This is a genomic window from Limnohabitans planktonicus II-D5, assembly GCF_001270065.2.
In the GTDB taxonomy this organism is placed as follows: Bacteria; Pseudomonadota; Gammaproteobacteria; order Burkholderiales; family Burkholderiaceae_C; genus Limnohabitans_A; species Limnohabitans_A planktonicus.
Map to the genome: position 1 here is coordinate 1 of NZ_LFYT02000019.1, position 21,160 is coordinate 21,160.

Below are 21,160 nucleotides of genomic sequence, written 5' to 3' on the forward strand. Positions count from 1 at the left end.
CGTTGCCGTTCTGAGCGATCCGGCAACGCCTTCAGAACTGGCAGACGTGGAAGCCAAGCAAGCCGCCGAATTGACTGCCGCCGCGGATGCCGCAGCCAAAGCCGCCGCAGCAACAGCCGCAGCGACAGCAGCGCAAGCAGCAGCCACGGCTGCCGGTGAATCAGAACCTGCCAGCGTAGCCACCGCCAACGCCGCAGCCGCCGCTGCAAGCACAGCGGGCAGCGACGCCACAGCATCAGCCACCGCCAGCGAAACCGCGACCGATGCCAAAGTGGCGAGCTTGGCCGCAGCAGCCGCCAGTGCCGCGACTGCTGCCGACGCGGCTGCAGCAGCAGCGACAGCAGCCAAGACTGCGCTGGACAGCGCCGTTGGATCGATGAGCGATCCGGCAATGACTGCAGAACTGGCAGACGTTGAAGCGAAGCAGGTCGTCGCACTGACTGCTGCAGTTGATGCGGCTGCCAAAGCTGCCGCAGCGACTGCCGCAGCGACAGCAGCTCAAACAGCAGCCACCGCCGCCGGTGAATCTGAACCTGCCAGCGTGGTCACCGCCAACGCCGCCGCCACAGCTGCAAGCGCAGCAGGTACTGCAGCCACAGCATCGGCCACGGCCAGCGAAACGGCAACCGACGCCAAAGTCGCGGACCTGGCCACAGTTGCCGCCAATGCAGCAACTGCCGCCAGTGCGGCTGCCGCAGCAGCGACAGCTGCGAAGGCCGCTCTGGACAGCGCCGTTGCAGCCCTGAGTGATCCTGCAACGCCAGCTGAACTCACTGACATCGAGGCCAAGCAAGCAGCAGCGCAAGCTGCCGCCGCTGATTCCTCTGCCAAAGCCTCAGAAGCCACAGCCGCTGCGATTGCGGCACAAGATGCCGCCATAGCCGCCAACGAAACCGTGCCTGCCAGCGTGGCCACTGCCAACGCCGGAGCCACAGCTGCAAGCGCAGCAGGTACGTCGGCAAGCACATCGGCCACTGCCAGCGAAACTGCAACAGACGCCAAAGTGGCTGATCTGGCTGCAGCCGCAGCCAATGCAGCAACAGCCGCCACAACGGCTGCAGCAGCAGCGACAGCAGCCAAGACTGCGCTGGACAGCGCCGTTGCAGCGATGAGCGATCCGGCAACGACTGCAGAACTGGCAGACGTTGAAGCGAAGCAGGTCGCCGCACAGACTGCTGCAGTTGATGCGGCTGCCAAAGCTGCCGCAGCGACTGCCGCAGCGATCGCGGCTCAGGCAGCTGCCACAGCCGCGAATGAAGCCGAACCTTCCAGCGTGGCAATTGCCAACGCCGCAGCCACAGCTGCAAGCGCAGCGGGCACCGACGCCACAACATCGGCCACGGCCAGCGAAACAGCGACAGACGCCAAAGTTTCTGACCTGGCCACAGTCGCCGCCAATGCCGCGACTGCCGCCACCACAGCTGCCGCAGTAGCGACTGCAGCCAAGACTGCGCTGGACAGCGCAGTCGCAGCGATGAGTGATCCGGCAACGCCAGCTCAATTGGCAGACGTTGAAGCCAAACAGGCCGCAGCATTGACCGCCGCTGCTGATGCCGCTGCCAAAGCTGCAGCGGCGACAGCCGCAGCGATCGCGGCTCAGGCAGCTGCCACAGCCGCGAATGAAGCCGAACCTGTCAGCGTGGCTACTGCCATCGCTGCTGCCACAGCTGCAAGCGCAGCAGGCACCGACGCCACTGCTGCGGCCACCGCCAGCGAAATTGCGACAGACGCCAAAGTAGCCAGCTTGGCCACCGTCGCCGCCAATGCAGCAACTGCCGCCAGTGCGGCTGCCGCAAACGCAACAGCGGCCAAGACTGCGTTGGACAGCGCCGTTGCCGTTCTGAGCGATCCGGCAACGCCTTCAGAACTGGCAGACGTGGAAGCCAAGCAAGCCGCCGAATTGACTGCCGCCGCGGATGCCGCAGCCAAAGCCGCCGCAGCAACAGCCGCAGCGACAGCAGCGCAAGCAGCAGCCACGGCTGCCGGTGAATCAGAACCTGCCAGCGTAGCCACCGCCAACGCCGCAGCCGCCGCTGCAAGCACAGCGGGCAGCGACGCCACAGCATCAGCCACCGCCAGCGAAACCGCGACCGATGCCAAAGTGGCGAGCTTGGCCGCAGCAGCCGCCAGTGCCGCGACTGCTGCCGACGCGGCTGCAGCAGCAGCGACAGCAGCCAAGACTGCGCTGGACAGCGCCGTTGGATCGATGAGCGATCCGGCAATGACTGCAGAACTGGCAGACGTTGAAGCGAAGCAGGCCGCAGCATTGACCGCCGCTGCTGATGCCGCTGCCAAAGCTGCAGCGGCGACAGCCGCAGCGATCGCGGCTCAGGCAGCTGCCACAGCCGCGAATGAAGCCGAACCTGCCAGCGTAGTCACCGCCAACGCCGCCGCCACAGCTGCAAACGCAGCAGGCACTGACGCCACAGCATCAGCCACCGCCAGCGAAACAGCAACCGACGCCAAAGTCGCGGACCTGGCCACAGTTGCCGCCAATGCAGCAAATGCCGCCAGTGCAGCTGCCGCAGCAGCGACAGCGGCCAAGACAGCGTTGGACAGCGCCGTTGCAGCCCTGAGTGATCCTGCAACGCCAGCTGAACTCACTGACATCGAGGCCAAGCAAGCAGCAGCGCAAGCTGCCGCCGCTGATTCCTCTGCCAAAGCCTCAGAAGCCACAGCCGCTGCGATTGCGGCACAAGATGCCGCCGTAGCCGCCAACGAAACCGTGCCTGCCAGCGTGGCCACGGCCAACGCCGGAGCCACAGCTGCAAGCGCAGCAGGTACGTCGGCAAGCACATCGGCCACTGCCAGCGAAACTGCAACAGACGCCAAAGTGGCTGATCTGGCTGCAGCCGCAGCCAATGCAGCAACAGCCGCGACAACAGCTGCCGCCACCGCAACAGCAGCCAAGGCCGCACTGGACGGTGCTGTTGCCGCGCTGAGCAACCCCGCAACATCTGCCGAACTGGCTGCCGTTGAAGCTGCGCAAGCTGCAGCGCAAGTTGCAGCATCTGATGCCGCAGCCAAAGCTGCAGCAGCCACAGCCGCTGCAAATGCAGCCCAAGCCGCAGCTGCAGCAGCCAACGAAACAGTGCCTGCCAGCGTGGCAACTGCCAACGCTGCAGCCACTGCGGCAATTGCAGCCAGCACCGATGCCACTACATCGGCCACCGTCAGCGAAACGGCAACTGACGCCAAAGTGGCCAGCCTGGCCACAGCTGCCACCCATGCCGCAACTGCCGCCAGTGCAGCTGCAGCAGCAGCGACAGCGGCCAAGACAGCGTTGGACAACGCCGTTGCCGCATTGAGCGATCCAGCAACACCAGCTCAATTGGCAGACGTTGAAGCCAAGCAAGTCGCAGCGCTTACAGCTGCAGCAGATGCCGCAGCGAAAGCACAAGCTGCAACAGCCGCTGCGACTGCAGCCCAGGCAGCAGCCACCGCCGCCAACGAAGCCGTGCCTGCCAGCGTGGCCACTGCCAACGCTGCGGCCACCGCTGCAAGCGCAGCAGGCACCGAAGCCACCGCATCGGCCACCGCCAGCGAAACAGCAACCGACGCCAAGGTGGCAGACCTTGCAACAGCTGCCGCCCATGCGGCCACTGCCGCCACAACGGCAGCTGCAACGGCAATAAGGGCCAAGATGGCTTTGGAAAGCGCCGTTGCCGCACTGAGCGATCCCGCAACGCCAGCAGAGTTGGCAGACGTTGAAGCCAAACAAGCCGCAGCGCAAGCCGCAGCCACTGATGCCGCAGCCCAAGCTGCAGCCGCAACAGCTGCCACAGCAGCCCAGGCCGCCGCCACTGCCGCCAACGAAACCGAACCTGCCAGCGTGGCAGCCGCCAACGCCGCTTCGGGTGCAGCGGCTGCAGCAGCGCAGCAGGCCGCAGCGGCCGTGCTGGGCAGCTCGGCGCAGGCTGACCTGACAGCATGGGCTGATTTGAATGTGTACACGCTGGCCGGTGTGGCCGGTGTGGGGGGCTCAGCTCAGCCCAGCGTGGCCATGGTCAACAGTGTGCTGGCCGATCGGGACATCACCGGCGTGCAAGCCGACAGCGCTGCAGACGTTCAGGTGATCGTGGATGCTTATGCCGCTGTCTTGCAAAGCGCAGATGGACAGGCCAGCAACAGCACGCCTCCAACTTCAGCGCACTATGCGGCGCTGGGGGTCAATGGCATGGACAGCGCCTTGAAGGTGGGGCTGCTGGGCGAAGTGATTGACGGCAAAACCGCAGCCGATGTGGACAGCGTGGCCAAGCTCCAGGCGCTGGCCGATGCTGTGCAGGCGGTGGTGGCGAGTGCCATAGGCCAAGGCGCACCAACGCTGGCGCAGTTGCAGGCTCTGGGCCTCACGGGTGTGACGGCAGGCAATTTGTCTGCCGTGCAGTCGGCCCTGGCCGCGTCTGCCGATGATGGCTCGGGTGTGAGCACCTTGGGGGCTTTGCAAACCATGGTCGATGCCTGCACGCGCATCCTGGCGGAAGCCAATGGCGCAGCAGGAGACGCCGACAGCGCTGTCAATCCGGGCGCTGCCGACTACCAAGCGATGGGGGTTGATCTGGGCCTTTTGCGTGGCAACGCCAGCGGCATGGCTTTGTTGCAAGACGTGGTGGCCAGCCAGACCACCTCGGCCGTGGACACCTCAGGTGAAGTGAACGCACTGGCCCGTGCGGTCCAGGCCGTGTTGTCCCAGGCGCTGGATGCCACCCCTGCCGTGGTGCCTGTGGCGACAGATTTCGCCTTGATCGGTGCGGCTCAGGCGGCTGCTTTGCGCCCTGGCTCGGCAGCGCTGGCTTTGTTCAACGATCTGATCGCTTCCGCCAGCCCGGCCATGCTGGACAGCGTGGCCAAGATCGATGCGCTGGGCAGCCTGGCCGAGCGCTTCATGGTGGTGGCCGCCAGCCAGGCCAGTGCATTGACTGCCAACCAGGCTCTGAGCCCGGCAGACTTCCTGGCCTTGGGAATTTCTGGCGTGGACAGCGCCAATCTGGCGCAGGTCTTGAGCGCCATCGCCAACACGGCCAATGACGGCAGCCAGATTCAGACGCTGGCGCAGCTGCAAACACTGGTGTTGACCACCGTGCGTGATCAGCAAGCCGCAGTGGATGCGCAAGCCCGCTTGCAGGCCTATGCCAACGACCCCGCCAACGCTGCCGTGCCAAGCCTGGCCGACTACACCTTGGTCGGCGTGAGCGCTGTGAATGCCGACACACGGGCGTTCCTCAATCAGGCGCTGGCCACACAGCCGTTCAGCGGCGGCATCACGGTGCAGGCCTTGCAGGCCATGGTGGATGCGTACAACCGCATCCAGTCAGAAGCCAATGGCAGCGCCAACGACCTGACCGTGAGCGACCCCACGGCAGCCAGCTTCGAGCGCATTGGCGTGGACCTGGGTGTGGCGGCGCAAAACACGGCCTTGGGGCAAAACGCCCTGGCGCTGCTCAACGATGTCATCGGCGCACAAACGACGCAAGCGGTGCACACCGTGGCGCAGATCGATGCGCTGGCCAGCATCACCTCGGCGCTGCTGGAGACGGCCGCTGGCTTGACGCCTGCACAGACGCTGACACCGGCCGATTTCGCCTTGCTGGGGGTCACGGGCGTCACGGCTCAAAATCTGAACGCAGTGCTGGCTGCCCTGGTCAGCACGCCCGATACCGGGGATGCGATCCACACGCTGGCCCGTTTGCAAAGCGTGGTGACTTCGGCATCTGAGCAAGCACAGGCCATCGGTGTGTTGCAAGCCGTGGTCGACACCCAGTCGGGCAACCCCAACCTGAATGTATGGGTGCAAGCGGGCCTGATCGGTGTGACCGAGGCCAATCGCCCGGCGCTGCTCGATGCCCTGAAAACAGGTGCCATCTCGACTGTCACGCCTGCAGCTTTGCAGGCCGTGCTCGATGCCTACCAGTTGGTGCTGGTCGAAGCCAATGGCGGGGCACCCGATGCCAGTGCCGTGAACCCGACAGCGGCCACCTTTGCGGCCATCGGTGCCACTGCCGCCGCCTCGCTGGCAGACGGCTCGGTGGCTCAGCAATTGCTGCTCGATGTGATCGCCAATGCGCAGCCCACAGCGGTCGATCAGGTCAGCAAGATCGACGCCCTGGCCCAGACGGTGCAGGGCCTGATGCGCACGGCTGCAGGCCTGGCGGCCAGCCCCGCCTTGAGCGCGGATGACTTTGCCGCGCTGGGCATCCTGGGGGTGGACGCAGCCAATTTGGCCGCTGTGCTGGCCAGCATTGCCGCAGGGCCCGATGATGGCCGTGGCGTGCTCAGTCTGAACGACTTGCAGCAAAGCGTCAGCCAGGTGATCCGCAGCAGCCAGGCGGCCCAGGCGGCCATTGCGGCGGCTTTGGCGGTCATTGCGCAGGCGGCAAACGACACGGCTGCGCCATTGCCGCGTCTGGCCGATTACCTCGTGGCCGGTGTCAGCGGCGTGAACACGAACAACCTGGCGGCCATCAACAGCGTGCTGGCCAGCAGCGCGGTGCAGGGCGAGCAGGTCCGCACGGCGGCCCAAATCCAGGCCATGGTGGATGCGTATGCGCTCATTCTGGCCGAAGCCAACGGCGCGGCCGCCGACAGCACGCAGGCCAATCCGCAGGCCGCAACCTATGCTGCCATCGGGGCCACAGCAGCGGCTGCGCTGCCCGATGGCTCGTTCGGCCAGCAGTTGCTCAACCAGGTGATCGCCGACAAGACGACATCGGCCATCGACAGCGTGGCCGAGATTGAAGCCCTGGCCCAAACGGTTCAGGCCTTGCTGCTGACGGCTGCCGGTGGCACGCCCAGTGTGGCTTTGAACGCGCTTGATTTGCAAGCGCTGGGGCTGAGCGGGGTCACGCCGGACAACCTGAGCGCGATTTTGGCGGCGCTGGCCGCAACAGCCGACAACGGCGCTGGCGTGGCCGATTTGGCGGCCTTGCAGAACCTGGTCAACACGGTGCGAGGTGATTTGTTGCAGGTCTTGCAGCGCTATGCCAGCAGCAACAGTGGTGCCGCCCCCACCTTGGCCGATTGGCAGCGTGCCGATGTGCAAGGCGTGGACAGTCGCAATGTGTTTGCGCTCAACAGTGCACTGGCCAGCAGCGCCATCACGGGGGATGCGATCGCCAGCTTGCCTGCTGTGCAGGCGCTGGTCGATGCGTATGCCGGCATCCTGGCCGAAGCCAATGGTCCTGCGGCCGATGCCACGCCGCAGTCCCAACCGCAGGCTGCAGACTTTGCCCGCGTCGGTGCGGTGACGGCAGCAGCCTTGTCGCCCGAGGGCCTGCGCCTCATGGACGCGGTGCTGGCCGATCAGCCTTTCTATCTGGTCGACTCGGTGGACGAGCTTCAATCGCTGGCCTCCACCGTGGACAAGCTCATGGGCCTGGCCGATGGGCAAGACCCGGCATCGCCCCTGACAGTGGCCGAGATGCAAGCCCTGGGCATGACCGGTGTGCAAGGCACAGCGCTGGTGGCGCTGGCCGACTTGCTCAAGTCGCCAGCGGTCAACCCGTCTGATCTGCAGTCCATGGCCGATGTGCGCAGCTGGCTGCAGCAAGCCAGCCAAAGCGCGGCGCTGGCCGTGCTCACCCGTTACACGCAAGATGTCACGGCGGCCGCGCCCGCTGTGGCCGACTTTGCATATGCGCAGATCAGCGGTGTGGACGCCCGCAATTTGGCGGCCATTCACTCGGCTTTGAGCAGTGCGGCCGCCAAAGGCGCAGTGCTGGACACGGCCGCCAAAGTGCAGGCCGTGGTCGATGCGTATGCGCGCATCCTGGCCGAAGCCAACGGCACGCTGGTGGATGCCACGCCCGACAGCCAACCCACAGCGGCCGATTACGCCACCATCGGCGCCACCACAGCTGCGGCCTTGACCGCGCCTGCGCTGGCCTTGCTGAACGACAGCATCGCCAACATGCAAGCGGCCGATGTGTCGACGGTGGCGCAGATTGAAGTGCTGGCCGATACGGTGCAGCGCCTCATGGCGGTGGTGGCGGGCCAAGCGGCTTCGCTGAGCGTGGCCGACCTGCAGCGTCTGGGTGTGGACACCACGGGCATGTCGGCTGGACAGCTGGCGGTGGTGGTGTCCGAGTTGGCGGCCCTGGCCGACGATGGCCGCGATGTGGCCCGTTTGTCTGCGCTGCAGGGCCTGGTCTTCACCGTCACCGATCGCCTGGCCCGTGTGGTGGGTGTTCAGTTGTCGAGCGACACCGGTCCTGCGGCCAGCGATTTCATCACGGCCAACCGCAACCAGTTCATCAGTGGCACCCTGAATGCGCCACTGGGCATCTTTGACCGCGTCTATGGCCGACTCGATGGCCTGCAAGCCATGCCCACGGATGCCAACTGGGTGGCTGCAGGCTGGACTGACTTGACCGCGCATGTGGACGGCACCTTGCTTCAGTGGCCGGACGCTCAACTGTTGGCGGGCCCTGCCCGCAGTTTGGTCTTGCAGGTCGTGCGCGACAACGGTGCCGATCCGCTGCGTACCAGCGAGACTCGGGTGCAGGATTACCGATGGATCAGCGAATTGCCCGCCCGCGTGGCACCGCTGAATGCGCCAGTGCCCGAAGGCGGCAACCCCTCGCCCAGCGGGCTGGTGCGCCTGAAAGTGGACAACTTGCCAGACGGTACAGCCAATGTGGTCTTGCTGGTCGATGGCCGGGCAGTGCCCAGCTTGTTCCATGTGGCCACGTTGACGCTGATGCCGCTGTCGGCCCTGCCCGAAGGCAACTGGAATTTGCAGTACCAGTTCCAGGACATGGCGGGCAATGTGTCCACAGTCAGTCCTTCCTTGCAGATGCGCATCGTCTCGCCGCAAAACGGCATGGACCTGGAGTCGCTGGATGGCGATGGGGTGCTGTTTTCCAACGAGAAGAACTTTGGCGACATCAACGGCGATGGCCTGGATGATGCTGATCAACGCGATGTGGTCACTTTCCAAACCTCTGCAGGCCAAGTCATGGCCTTGGACACCACCCGTCAGGGCGCGGGCAATATGCAGGCGCTGTTGAGCAATCCTGCCAACAACCCTGGCGGGCAATTGCGGGTGGAGGTGCAAATCGACAGCGTCACCAGCCGCGCGGTCACCGCAGCCGAGCGGGCGCAGGCCTTGTCAGGCAGCCAGCTGGGCAGTGCCGACGTGTTTGCGGCCACCGACGTGATTTCGTTCCGCCACTACCCGCAGGTGGTGCGCTTGGGCGATGTGGATGAAGCCACTGTCGATGCCCTGTCTGCACAGGTGGTCACTGCCTATATGGGTCAAGTGCACGAAGTCGATGTGAAAGTTGCGGAGGGTCTCTACAACACCTATTTCAAAGTGAGCAGCGAAGGCGTGTGGGCCTTCACCTGGGACGAGGCCAGCGGCACCGGTGCCAAATTCCTGGACACCAACAGCGACGGGTTCATCGACCTGGTGCGCCTGTTCATCCGTGATGGTGGGCGTGGCGATGACGATGGCGCGGCCGATGGCGTCGTGTTCGACCCAGGCTTTGTGGCGGCTGTGCGTGAAGCACCTCAAGTGCGTCTGGAGTCCTTCCCTGTGGCCGCCGATGGTGTGATCACGGCGGATGAAGCCGGGCAGGTGAACTTGTCGGGCAGCACCACAGGCGTGGAGGCAGGGCAGATACTGACGGTGGTGTTCAGCGACGGTGTGAACAACGTGACGGCCACCACCACCATCGACGCTCAGGGCCGTTGGGCGCTGCAGGGCGTGGATTTGCGCGCCTTGTCGGATGGGCCCGTGAGCCTGAGTCTGTCGGTCAGCAACCAGGTGGGTGACGCCACCGCTTTGGCCGACACTGTGCAGCTGGACAAGTCGGTGCCGGTCATTGTGCCTGAGCCAGAGCCAACGCCAGAGCCGCCCATCTCTGAACGCGCACCCCGCACGGGCGTGACGGCGTGGCTGGAGCCGCTGACGCAGCAGGCTGTCCCCTTGAGCAAGGACGCGGGTGGCCCTGCTGCTTTCATGCCTTTGGATGAGCTGGAGACCTCGGCCAAAGGGCGTCAACGCACTGCCGCGATGCCATCCTGGATGGAAGACACCCCCACAACTTGGGCGCGTGCGACAGCGCCTGCTGCGCCCGAGGATTGGGTGCAGCGGCAGCAAAACCTGGAGCGCGAGGCACTGCGTTTGCGCCAGTTCCTGCAGTTGCTCAGCGAATCCACGACGACCCAGTCTGAGGGCTTGCCTGTGCGCCTGAGTCCCCTGGACGGGGTGTTTGGTGTGATGCGCGGTTTGCCCGATTTGCAGATCGAAGCGGGGCGCAGCCTGGTCTTCACCCTGCCCCCAGACACCTTTGTGCACCATGACCCCCAGGCCGTGGTGCGTCTTTCGGTGGACATGCTCGACGGCCAGGTCGCCCCTCATTGGGTGAAGGTGGACCAAAAGACCGGCGTCATCACACTCAACCCGCCCGATGTCGCGCAAGGCGAAGTAGTCTTGCGCCTGATGGCCCTGGATCAGCGCGGCCAGGCGGCGGTCACGGTGCTGCGCATCAAGGTTGGCGCTGAGGCTCAGAGCACTGGCCGTGTGGGTTTGTCAGACAAATTGGCGCAATCGCGCCCATTGGCGGCTTCTGGCAAACTGCATGGCGAATGGATGAATTGAATACCTTATGACTCAATCAAGCGGGCCACCAGCGGCTTTGGACAATTCGCCCTTGTTGATCCTTTTCGATCTGGGCCAACAGGCCCGGCAGGCGCAGTCTCTCGACGAACTGGCGTTTTTGCTGTGCAACGCCACCCACGCGCTGCTGCCCTACAGGCAAGCGGTGTTGTGGCTGGGCGACGAGGGCGTGCGCGCCTTGTCGGGCGTCAGCCAGGTGGAGCACAACACGCCTTACCTCGATTGGGTCAAGGACTTGCTGGCCCAGCCCTGGGCATCGCAGTCGGGTGTGCAGGCCTTGACTGCGCTTGACTTGCCAGCGCAGCAGCAGCCCAGCTGGGCCGAATGGTGGCCACAAAATGCCCTGGGTTTGCCACTCGATGTGGCGCCCGGTGCGCGTCTGTTGCTGGCCCGCGATGTGCAGTTTTCTGAAGCCGACCAAGCCAAGCTCATGGCCTGGCTGCAGGTCTGGCAGCACGCTTGGCATGCACTGGCCCGGCAGCAAAGGCCTGCGCTGGGTCAGCGTTTGCGCAGCTGGCGGCGTCAGTGGCGCTTGGCTGGGCAAAAGCCCTGGTTCAAGCGGCCAGGGGTCTGGTTGATGGCCGTGCTGCTGGGATTGGTGTTTTTGCCGGTGCGCATGACGGTGCTGGCCCCCGGTGAGCTGGTGCCTGCCCAACCTGTGGTGGTGCGCGCCCCGATCGAGGGGGTCATTGCCCGTTTTCATGTGCAGCCCAACCAGACTGTGCGCAGCGGGCAGCAGCTGTTCGAGTTTGACGAAGCCTTGCTGCAAAGCCGTGTGGCGGTGGCCCAGCAGACGCTGGAGACGGCGCAGGCGCAATTTCGCCAGACCCATCAACTGGCCCTGGATGATGCCAAGTACAAGGCCGAATTGGCGGCTGTGGCCGGTGCCATTCAGGAGCGGCGCAGCGAGTACGAGTTCCTCAAGTCCCAATTGCAGCGCACCCAGGTCAGCGCCAGCGGCGCGGGCATGGTCTTGCTGGATGACCCCCTGACCTGGGTGGGCAAGCCGGTGGCGGTGGGCGAGCAGATTTTGCGCATCGCCCGCCCCAGCGACATCGAGGTCCAGGCCTGGCTGCCGCTCGACGATGTGGTGCAGCTGCCCGTGGGCTCGACGCTCACCTTGTTTTTGCAATCGAGCCCCTTGTCGCCCGTGCACGCCGAGTTGACCTACCTGTCGCATGAAGCCGTGCTGCGGCCCGATGCCACCTACGCTTACCGCTTGCGCGCACGGCTGCTGGAGCCCACCCCCCACAGCGTGGGGCAAAAGGGCACGGCACGCGTCAGTGGCGAGTGGACTTCTCTGGGCTACTGGCTGCTGCGCAAGCCGCTGGCCTTGATCCGCACCAGCCTGGGGCTCTGACATGGCCTGGCCCTTGTTGCGCGAAGAGCTCGATGTGTTTGCAGGCCCCACGGGCTCGCGGGGACAGCCCAGCTGGGTGTTGCATGACCCGGTGCGCCAGCAATACTTTCAGATCGATTGGCTGACCTGGGAGGTCTTGTCGCGCTGGGGTCTGGGGCACACCGAAGCCATCGTGCACGCGGTGGCGCGGGACACGCCTTTGCAAATTGAGGCCAAGCACATCGAAGAGGTGTTGACCTTTTTGTCGCAGCATGAACTGTTGCTGCCCACTGATGGCAAAGCCGCCGCCGAGATGGCCCAAAAAGTGGCTCGCACCCGCCAAAGCGTCTGGACCTGGCTGGTTCACCACTATTTGTTTTTCCGCATGCCGCTGGTCAAGCCCGATGCCTGGCTGAGCCGTTGGATGGGCGTGGCGGAGGTGTTTTTCTCGCGTCGCTTCATGGTCCTGACCGGCTTGGTGCTTTTGGTGGGCGTGTACCAGGTGATGCAGCAGTGGAGCTTGTTCACGGCCACTTTGGTGGACACCTTCACCTGGCAAGGCTTGCTGTCTTATGGCGTGGCCTTGTCGGTGGTCAAGGTGCTGCATGAACTGGGGCACGCTTTTGCCGCCAAGCGCCAAGGCTGCCGTGTGCCGCGCATGGGGGTGGCGTTTTTGGTGATGTGGCCCATGGCCTACACCGATACCAACGAGGCCTGGCGTTTGCCCGGACGGCGCGCCCGTGTGCAGATCGCGTCGGCGGGCATCGTCACCGAGCTGGTGATCGCCTGCTGGGCCACCTTGGCCTGGGCCTTGTTGCCTGACGGGGGCTTGCGCTCCAGCGCGTTTTTTGTGGCCACGCTCAGTTGGGTGGCCACGCTGGCCATCAATGCCAGCCCTTTCATGCGCTTTGATGGTTATTTCATCGCCATGGATGTGCTGAACCTGCCCAATTTGCATGCGCGCAGTTTTGCGCTGGCACGCTGGCAGTTGCGTGAATGGTTGTTCCAATTGGGCGAAGCGCCGCCCGAGCGCTTGACGCCACTGGGGCAGTGGGGCATGGTGGTCTTTGCATTGGCGGTGTGGATTTACCGGTTGGTGCTGTTTCTGGGCATCGCCTTGATGGTGTACCACCTGTTCACCAAGTTGCTGGGCGTGCTGCTGTTTGTCATTGAAATTTACTGGTTCATCGTGAATCCGATCCGATCTGAAATTGTGGCCTGGATGCAGCGTTCGGCGGTCATACGCCAGAGTCGGCGCAGCCTGTGGAGCTGCGCTTTGCTGCTGGCCCTGGGCGCGCTCATGGCGCTGCCTCTGCCCACATTGATCACCTCGCATGCCATGCTGCGGCCCGGGCAATCGTGGCCTGTTTATGCGCCCGGCCCTGCGCAGCTGCAGGCCTTGCCCCTGGCCGACGGCGCTCGGGTGGCCAAAGGCCAGCTGCTGGCCCGCATGAGCGAGCCGGAATTGCTGGCACAAACCGATGTGGCGCAGGCCAAAAGTGCCCGCCTGAGCTGGCAGGCGGCCACGACCAGTTTGGCCTATGCCTCCAGCCAGCCCCTGAAGCTGGCGCGTGAGCAGTTTCAAATGTCACAAGCCGATGCGCGCAGGCTGCAAGACCAGATGGCACCCTATGCCCCGGTGGCCCCTTTTGCAGGCGTGTTCCGCTCGACGCAACCGGACCTGGCGGTGGGCCAATGGCTGGCGCGTCATGAGCAAATCGGCGTGTTGACCGCAGATGAGCCCTGGAAAGTCGAAACTTGGCTGGATGAAGAGCAGGTCAAGCGCTTGCAGCTGGGCAACCAGGCGCACTTTTGGGCGCCAGGTCTGAGCCAGCCGGTTTCGCTGACCATCACCTCAATTGACGCTGACGCCACCCGTCAGCTGCCCGATGGCCAGTTGACCGCGCCCATGGGTGGCCATGTGCTGGCCCGTGAACAAGGCGGCAAGTGGTTTCCCGAGCAGGCGGTGTATCGCGTGGTGCTGGCGCTGGATGAGGCCGATGCGGCACGCTTGCCTGCCCACCTGCCGGTGCAGCGCGGGCACCTGAGCGTGTCAGCGCAAGCCGAGTCCTTGCTGGGGCGCTATGTGCGCCAGGCTTTGTCGGTGGTGTTGCGGGAGTTTCAGCCTTGAATCGCTGGGATTCGGTGGGTTCAAAACACCCACAGCAGCAAGCTGGTCATGACCAGGTAGCGCAGAAATTTGCCAAGGGCCATGTACACCGTGCAGGGCCACAGCGGCATGCGCAGCCAGCCGGCCACGGCGCACAGAGGGTCGCCCACGATGGGCAGCCAGGACAGCAGGCAGGCTTTGGGGCCGAGTTCTTCAAGCCAGATCAAAGCCCTTGCATGGCTGGCGGAGTGGTTCCAGCGCTTGACCACACGGCGCGAGCCCCATCCCAGCCACCAGCTGACCACGCCGCCCAAGGTGTTGCCCACTGTGGCCACCACAATGGCGGGCCAAAACATGTCCGGGTTGAGTTTGATCAGGCCAAAGACAGCGGGCTCAGAGCCCAAAGGCAACAGGGTGGCCGAGATGAAGGCCACCACAAATACGCTGCTCAGGCCATACTGAGGCAGTGCCAGCCATTGCAAAAGTTGATTGATCCAAAGTTCCATCCGGCTCAGTGTAGCGCGGTGGTGTGGCGAAAGCTGCGCCCTCCAAATCATTAAAAGTAACATTATCAAATAAATCGTTTTGCATTATTTGATTTTAATAAATAAATTAAGTAATAAATTTATTTCTGGAATTAATCGGTAATAAATGTAAAATCTAATAGTTGATCTTGTATTGACAACTGGTTCAAAAGGGAGCTTTTTCGATGCGCAACATGACAAGACAACACAGCCTGTGGCCTTGGTCACTTTTGGCTTGTGCCATTCATGCTTCGTGCGCTGCGGCAGCGAGCGGCAATGAATTTTTGGAGATGTCATTGGAAGAGTTGGTCGATTACCGGCTCATGTCCATGTCCCGCAAAGAGCAGCGGGTGGCCGACACAGCGGCGGCTGCCTATGTGATTTCTGCTGAACAAATCCGCCGATCAGGTGCGCAGTCAATACCCGAGGCTTTGCGTTTGGTGCCCGGTCTGAATGTGGCGCAAATTGCGCGCAACCGCTGGGCCGTCAGTTCGCGCGGTTTCAATGAACGTTTTTCCAGCAAGCTGCTGGTCCAGGTGGATGGGCGCAGCGTGTATTCGCCACTGTTTTCAGGTGTGCTGTGGGAAACCCAGGACACCGTCATGGAAGACATCGAGCGCATCGAAGTCATCCGGGGGCCGGGCGCTGCGCTGTGGGGCACCAACGCCATGAACGGGGTGATCAACATCGTGACCCGCTCTGCTGCAGCCAGCCAGGGCAATATGGTCAGCACCAGCGTGGGCACGGGCGATCTGGCTTCGGTGTCCATGACGCACGGCGCTGCACTGGCGCAGGGCGGACATTACAAGGTGTACGGCAAAACCAGCAGCATGGGCGGCTCGATGGAGCGCAACACCGGTATGACGGGGCAGGATGCTGTTCAACAGCAACGCCTGGGTGTCCGGCTGGAGCCCCAGGTGGAGGGCGGGCAACTGAGTTTGAAGGCCGATTTCTACCGCGCCCGATCCCAAGATTTTTGGGGAACGCCGACGGTGCGCGCCTTCAGCGATGCGGCCACGCCCTATGCACGCGATAGCCTCTTGTCTGAAGATGGCCATGGCGCTGCGGTGCAGGCGCGCTATGCCTGGCGTGGGGCGCAAGGTGCAGAGAATGTGCTGCAGACCTCGATTGACTATGACAAATCGATCCACGCCGGAGTTTGGGGCTCTGGCACTGTGCCCAATCAGTTTGTGGCGCAGACCCCCAGTTACAAGGAAATGGGGGGCAGCAAAACAGACGTGGATGTGGACTTTCAGCAGCGGCGCGTCCTGGGCGCGCATGACTTTATTTGGGGACTGAACCTGCGCCACACCTCCGACAATTTGCTCTTGCCTGCAACGCCATATCTGTTGCTTGATGGCAAAAGCCAGCGTCTGAACTACAGCGCCTTTGTGCATGACGAAATCAGCCTGCTGCCCGAACGCTTCAAGCTGATTGTGGGCTCCAAGTTTGAAAAAGACGGCCTGACCGGCTTCAACATCCAGCCCAATGTGCGGGCGCTGTACACACCGGGCCAAAACGAAGCGTATTGGGGGGCGCTGTCGCGTTCGGTGCGCTCGTCACGCCGCACCGAGAGCCTGGCCACGCTGGACATCAGTGCGCAGGATGCGCACGCTGTCGACCCCAGAATTCCTGCAGGCATGTTGACCGCCGTCACGCAAGTGTCGCCCATGGCCAACGCCAAGTTGCAAGCTGAAAACGCAGTCAGCCTTGAAGGCGGCTGGCGCAAGCAGTTCTCGAATTTCCTGAGCGTGGACACCTCCCTGTTTGTGACCGACTACAGCCATTTGCGCGGTGCTCGGTTGCTTGGCAATCCGGTGACAGGGCTGGATCAGGCCATGGGATGCCTGGCCATGTATGGCCCTGGCGTGTGTTACTTCACGCTGGCAGGCTACAACTCCAACCTCGACAAAGCCCGTTCCTATGGCGGCGAATTCTCTGTGGAGTGGCATCCACGGGCCTGGTGGAAGTTGCATGCCGCCTACAGCCACCTGCACGTCAAAGGCGTACACACCGGCGACCAGCTGGGTGACATTCAGGTGAAGTCGTTTGAAAACAGTGCCCCACGGCACCAGTTCTCCCTGGACAACCATTTCAGCTTGGCCAACAACCTGAACCTGAATGTGCGCTTGCGTTACAACTCGGAGACGGCGCACTACACCCTCAACAGCTTCGAACTCACGCGTCTGGCACCTTACACCGGTCTGGACATGCGCCTGGCCTGGAAGCCCAATCGCTACACCGAGCTGTCGCTGCAGGGGCGCAATTTGCTGAAAGATCGGCACACCGAATTCATCAACATCTTCCCCGTGAGCCGTGCCTATGATGTGCAGCGCAGCTTGCTGGCGCAAGCAGTGGTTCGTTTCTGAAAGGACATGCACATGACCTTTCAATCACTTTCCTTCATGACCGCACAGACTTTGCTTGGTGTTCAGGTGCATGGCTTGCGCGCCTTGACCGCGCTGCTGGCCCTGGGTTCGGTCTGGACGGCGCAGGCGCAATCGACCGCAGCAGGCCAGACGGTCGACCGCATCAAAGCCGCCTATGTCTACAACTTCGCCAAATTTGTCGAGTTGCCAGGCAGCGACGACAAATCCATCCGGGTGTGTTTGCTGGGCAAGGATGACCTCAATGGCTCCATGCACAGTTTGAACCACCGCATGGCCCAGGGCCGTGAAATCCTGGTGCGCAAAGACGTGACGCTGGACCAGCTCAAGGACTGCACCATGGCTTTTGTTGGGGAAGGCGATGCGCGCATGCTGCCTGCCGTGGTGCGTCAGCTGGGCAGCGCACCGGTTTTGCTGGTCAGCGATGCCCGGCAGGCCATGGACCAGGGGGCACATTTGTCCCTGATCTTCAACGATGATCGGGTGGAGTTCGATGTGAATTTGCTGAACCTGCAAAAATCCAGCATCAAGGCCAGCAGCCAAATGCTGAAACTGGCCCGTGTCGTGATCCGATAGAAAGTATGTCCCTTGCTGCCTCTTTCCCTTTGGCGTCGTGAAACACTCCTGCATGCACCCATGCGGGAGAAGCTCCGGTACATTCTGGCCCTGGGCATCTGGTGCGTGCTCATCTTGTTTTTTGTGGTCACCACGCTGTGGCAGGCTTCGCAAACCCTGCAAGCCACCCAGGCTGCGGCCAAAAGCCTGGCCGAGCTGGCCGCTGAAAGCAATGCCGCTGCCGTGCGCTTTGAGGACCGGGCTGGTGCACAAAAGCAACTGGAGATTTTCCGGCACATCAAAAATGTGGAGACGGTAGACATCTTCACCGGGGCCACCGGTGAGCAGGCCTTCGCGCACTACCCTGTGCGAGCCAGCGGTGTGGCCGTGGCCGAGGCGGCGCTGATCCCGCCGGTCGCAAGCTCCAGACTGACCCTTAGCCGCTATGCGATCCGCTTGCCCATCGTGCAGGACGGGGAGCACATTGGTGTGGTGGTGGTGCAGACCCGACTCAATGACTTTTGGTGGAACATCGTCATCACTTTGCTGGTGGCCGTTGGGGCGATGCTGCTGGCCTATGCGGTGGTGCGTCATTTTTTAGTGCATCTGATCGCGCTGGTCATCGACCCGATTCTGGATCTGGCCGAGGTCATGCGCCGCATCACTTCGGTGCACGATTACAGCCAGCGTGCCCAAAGGCAAAGCCAGGACGAAATTGGCGAGCTGGTGGCAGGTTTTAACTCCATGCTCGACCAGATCGAGCAAAAAGACAAAGCGCTGGGCCAATACAGTCAGCAACTGGAGTCGGAGGTGCAGGCCCGCACCGCCGAGTTGCTGTTGGCCAAAGAGCATGCCGACGCGGCCAACCGGGCCAAGAGCCAGTTCCTGGCCAATATGAGCCACGAAATCCGCACACCGCTCAATGGCTTGATCGGGGTCTCGGAACTCTTGGTCTCCACCGATCCGACCGAACAGCAGAAAAAACTCATCAGCATGATCAGCTCGTCCTCGTCGACGCTGCTGTACCTGATCAACGACATCCTGGATTTTTCAAAAATCGAAGCAGGCATGCTGCATCTGGAGAAAGTGCCTTACAGCCCCGAGCATGCCGCCAAGCAGGTTTGCGCCTTGTTCGAGCCCCATGCCCAGGACAAAGGCCTGAAGCTGGTCTTTGAGCCCCAGGCAGATGGCGTGCCCTTGATGATTTTGGGCGACCCGCACCGCTTCACCCAGATTGCCAGCAATCTGGTGTCCAACGCGGTCAAGTTCACAACGCAGGGCCAAGTGACCGTGAGCCTGAGCAGCAGCGCCCAAGCCGATGGCACCACCCGTGTGCGATGCACCGTGCAGGACACCGGCATCGGCATCAGCGAAGCAGAGACGCAGCGGCTGTTCAGTGCGTTTTCTCAGGCCGATATTTCCATGGCCCGGCGCTATGGGGGCAGTGGCCTGGGTTTGGTCATCTCTCGCCAGCTGGCCGAGTTGATGGGCGGTCAGGTGGGCTTTGAAAGCCAGCCCGGGCAAGGGTCGCGTTTTTGGTTCGAAGTTTGCGGCCCCCGGCTCAAAGACATACCGCAAGAGCCAGGCAACCGGCCCTCTGCGCTGCCGCAATCGCTGGACTGCAGTGTGCTGATTGCTGAAGACAATGATGTGAACCGTGAAATCCTGGTCACCATGCTCAAGACGGCAGGCTGCAGCGTTTTGCAAGCCCACAACGGCCTGGAAGCCGTGCAGATGAGTGCCACCATGCCCTATGACATCATCTTGATGGATGTGCAGATGCCCGAGATGGATGGCATCACGGCGGCCAAAACCATCCGCGCCCGCGAAGTGGCCTTAGGCACTGTGCGCAAACCCATTTTGGCCCTCACAGCCAATGCCTTGGCCGACGACAAGGCCAACTGCCTGGCCGCAGGCATGGACGACTACCTGACCAAGCCCTTCATGCGTCGCCAGATCCTGGAGCTGATTGGCAAGTGGTTGCGCACCTCTGGGGATTGACGGCAAAGTGGCATGCCGTATCTATTTGCCTTTCGTTGGAAACAGGTCATTGCTGATTGATCCGGCCCTGTGAAGTCTGCAAGGTGACTTCAACCTAGCAAACGCAGTTGAACGCGCCCCAGGGCTGTGCCATCGGGTGCGTAGCGTTATCACCCACTAGGTGAGCGTCTTCGTGCTCACAGCGTTCAGGATACACAAGGTTTTTCAGCGGGTTCAAAGCGGTCAACTGCGTTTTCTAGGTTCATGAGGCTGTCAACTGTGCGCCAGCTGGATGGCCAGTCTCTGTTAGCCTTTCCCCATGATCGACCTCTACACCGCTGCCACGCCCAACGGGCACAAAGTCTCCATCGCGCTCGAAGAGCTGGCGCTGCCCTACACGCTCAAGGTGCTGGACTTGTCCAAAGGTGAACAAAAGCTGCCTGATTTTTTGGTCATCTGCCCCAATGGCCGCATCCCCGCCATCGTGGACCGCAGTGCCGATGATTTTGCAGTCTTCGAGTCGGGCGCGTGCCTGATTTACCTGGCCGAAAAAACCGGGCAACTCATGCCTACCGATGCCAAGGGTCGCTCACGCGTGCTGCAGTGGCTGATGTTCCAGATGGGCGGTATCGGGCCGATGATGGGACAAGCCAATGTGTTCTTTCGTTACTTTCCCGAAAAGATCCAACCCGCGATTGACCGCTACCAGGGCGAAAGCAAGCGCCTGTTCACGGTGCTTGATGGCCACCTCAAAGACCACGAATACCTGGCGGGCGACTATTCGATTGCCGACATTGCCAACTGGGCCTGGGTGCGCACGCACCGCTGGTCGGGCGTCGAGGTCGATGACTTGCCACACCTCAAGCGCTGGCTCGATGCGATTCGCCAGCGCCCGGCGGCGCAGCGCGGCATTGAAGCGCCACCTTCCAGAATCAACCTGACCAAAGACGGCGATGAAGCTGCCAAACAGTTTTCCGAGCAGGCCCGCAAGATGGTCGAGATGGGACAAAAGAAGCAGGACAAGCCATGAAGCTCTACACCGCCCACCGCGCCCCCAGCCCACGGCGGGTGCTGATGTTTTTGATCGAAAAAAACATCACCGGCATCGAGATGGTCAACATGGACCTGAACGGGGGTGAGCACCGCAAAAGCGAATACCTGGCCAAAAGCCCGCTGGCCAAAGTGCCTGCGCTGGAGTTGGATGATGGGCGCGTGATCACCGAGACGCGGGCGATCTGCACCTTGCTGGAAGGCCGCTATCCCGAGCCCAACCTGATGGGTGTGGACGGCGACGAACGCGGCTTCATCGAGATGGCCGACCGTCAGGTGGAGCTGTATTTGCTGGGTGGCATCGCCAATGCGATTCGCCACAGTCACCCGGGGCTGGCGGCTTTAGAAAAACCACAGTTTCCCGAGTTTGGCCGCTCGCAGGCCGAAAAGGTGCGTGAGGTGGCGCTGGGTTTTGACCAACGCCTGCAAAGCCAGCCCTTCATCGCGGGCGATCGTTTCACCGTCGCTGACATCACCGCGTTTTGCGCGCTGGAGTTTGCGCGTGGCCTGATGAAGTTTGTGCCCGGTGAGGAGGGCATGCACGCTTTGCAGGCCTGGCGTGACAGGGTGAATGAACGGCCCAGCGCTAGGGCTTAA

The 21,160-nt window shown here is 62.7% G+C and carries 9 protein-coding genes; 8 read left to right on the forward strand and 1 reads right to left on the reverse strand.

Annotated features, from left to right (window positions below; genetic code table 11):
- Positions 1 to 46 precede the first annotated feature (46 nt).
- The 3 genes from H663_RS41655 to H663_RS34015 are packed head-to-tail and all read left to right on the forward strand — an operon-like array spanning position 47 to position 14,088.
- Positions 47 to 10,600 (forward strand): hypothetical protein, encoded by a 10,554-nt coding sequence (locus H663_RS41655; RefSeq protein WP_205872730.1) that lies wholly within the window; start codon positions 47 to 49, stop codon positions 10,598 to 10,600.
- 52 nt (positions 10,601 to 10,652) lie between these two features.
- The gene (locus H663_RS34010; protein ID WP_205872731.1) at positions 10,653 to 11,978 is read left to right on the forward strand and encodes an efflux RND transporter periplasmic adaptor subunit; all 1,326 of its coding nucleotides are present in this window, start codon (positions 10,653 to 10,655) and stop codon (positions 11,976 to 11,978) included.
- A 1-nt stretch (position 11,979) separates the two neighbouring features.
- Positions 11,980 to 14,088, forward strand: a complete 2,109-nt coding sequence (locus H663_RS34015; RefSeq protein WP_053171083.1) for a site-2 protease family protein — start codon at positions 11,980 to 11,982, stop codon at positions 14,086 to 14,088.
- A 20-nt stretch (positions 14,089 to 14,108) separates the two neighbouring features.
- Here H663_RS34015 and H663_RS34020 read toward each other — a convergent pair whose 3' ends face one another.
- Positions 14,109 to 14,573, reverse strand: a complete 465-nt coding sequence (locus tag H663_RS34020; RefSeq protein WP_053171080.1) for a YqaA family protein — start codon at positions 14,571 to 14,573, stop codon at positions 14,109 to 14,111.
- Between the two features lie 212 nt (positions 14,574 to 14,785).
- Here H663_RS34020 and H663_RS34025 point away from each other — a divergent pair, with 212 nt between their 5' ends.
- The 5 genes from H663_RS34025 to H663_RS34045 all read left to right on the forward strand — a co-directional run bounded on the left by H663_RS34025 (position 14,786) and on the right by H663_RS34045 (position 21,160).
- Positions 14,786 to 16,960, forward strand: coding sequence for a TonB-dependent receptor plug domain-containing protein (locus H663_RS34025; protein WP_165803921.1), 2,175 nt, complete (start codon positions 14,786 to 14,788; stop codon positions 16,958 to 16,960).
- Between the two features lie 12 nt (positions 16,961 to 16,972).
- Complete coding sequence (locus H663_RS34030) at positions 16,973 to 17,554, forward strand: YfiR family protein (protein ID WP_165803922.1); 582 nt, start codon at positions 16,973 to 16,975, stop codon at positions 17,552 to 17,554.
- 60 nt (positions 17,555 to 17,614) lie between these two features.
- Entirely contained in the window at positions 17,615 to 19,534 is a 1,920-nt protein-coding gene (locus tag H663_RS34035) for an ATP-binding protein (protein ID WP_053171071.1), read from the forward strand.
- Positions 19,535 to 19,832: 298 nt separating this feature from the next.
- On the forward strand, positions 19,833 to 20,543 hold the full coding sequence (locus H663_RS34040) for a glutathione S-transferase family protein (protein WP_053171068.1): 711 nt from the start codon (positions 19,833 to 19,835) through the stop codon (positions 20,541 to 20,543).
- Positions 20,540 to 21,160: a glutathione S-transferase family protein gene (locus tag H663_RS34045; RefSeq protein WP_053171066.1), complete on the forward strand. Its 621-nt coding sequence runs from the start codon at positions 20,540 to 20,542 to the stop codon at positions 21,158 to 21,160. Before H663_RS34040 ends, H663_RS34045 begins: the two co-directional genes overlap by 4 nt.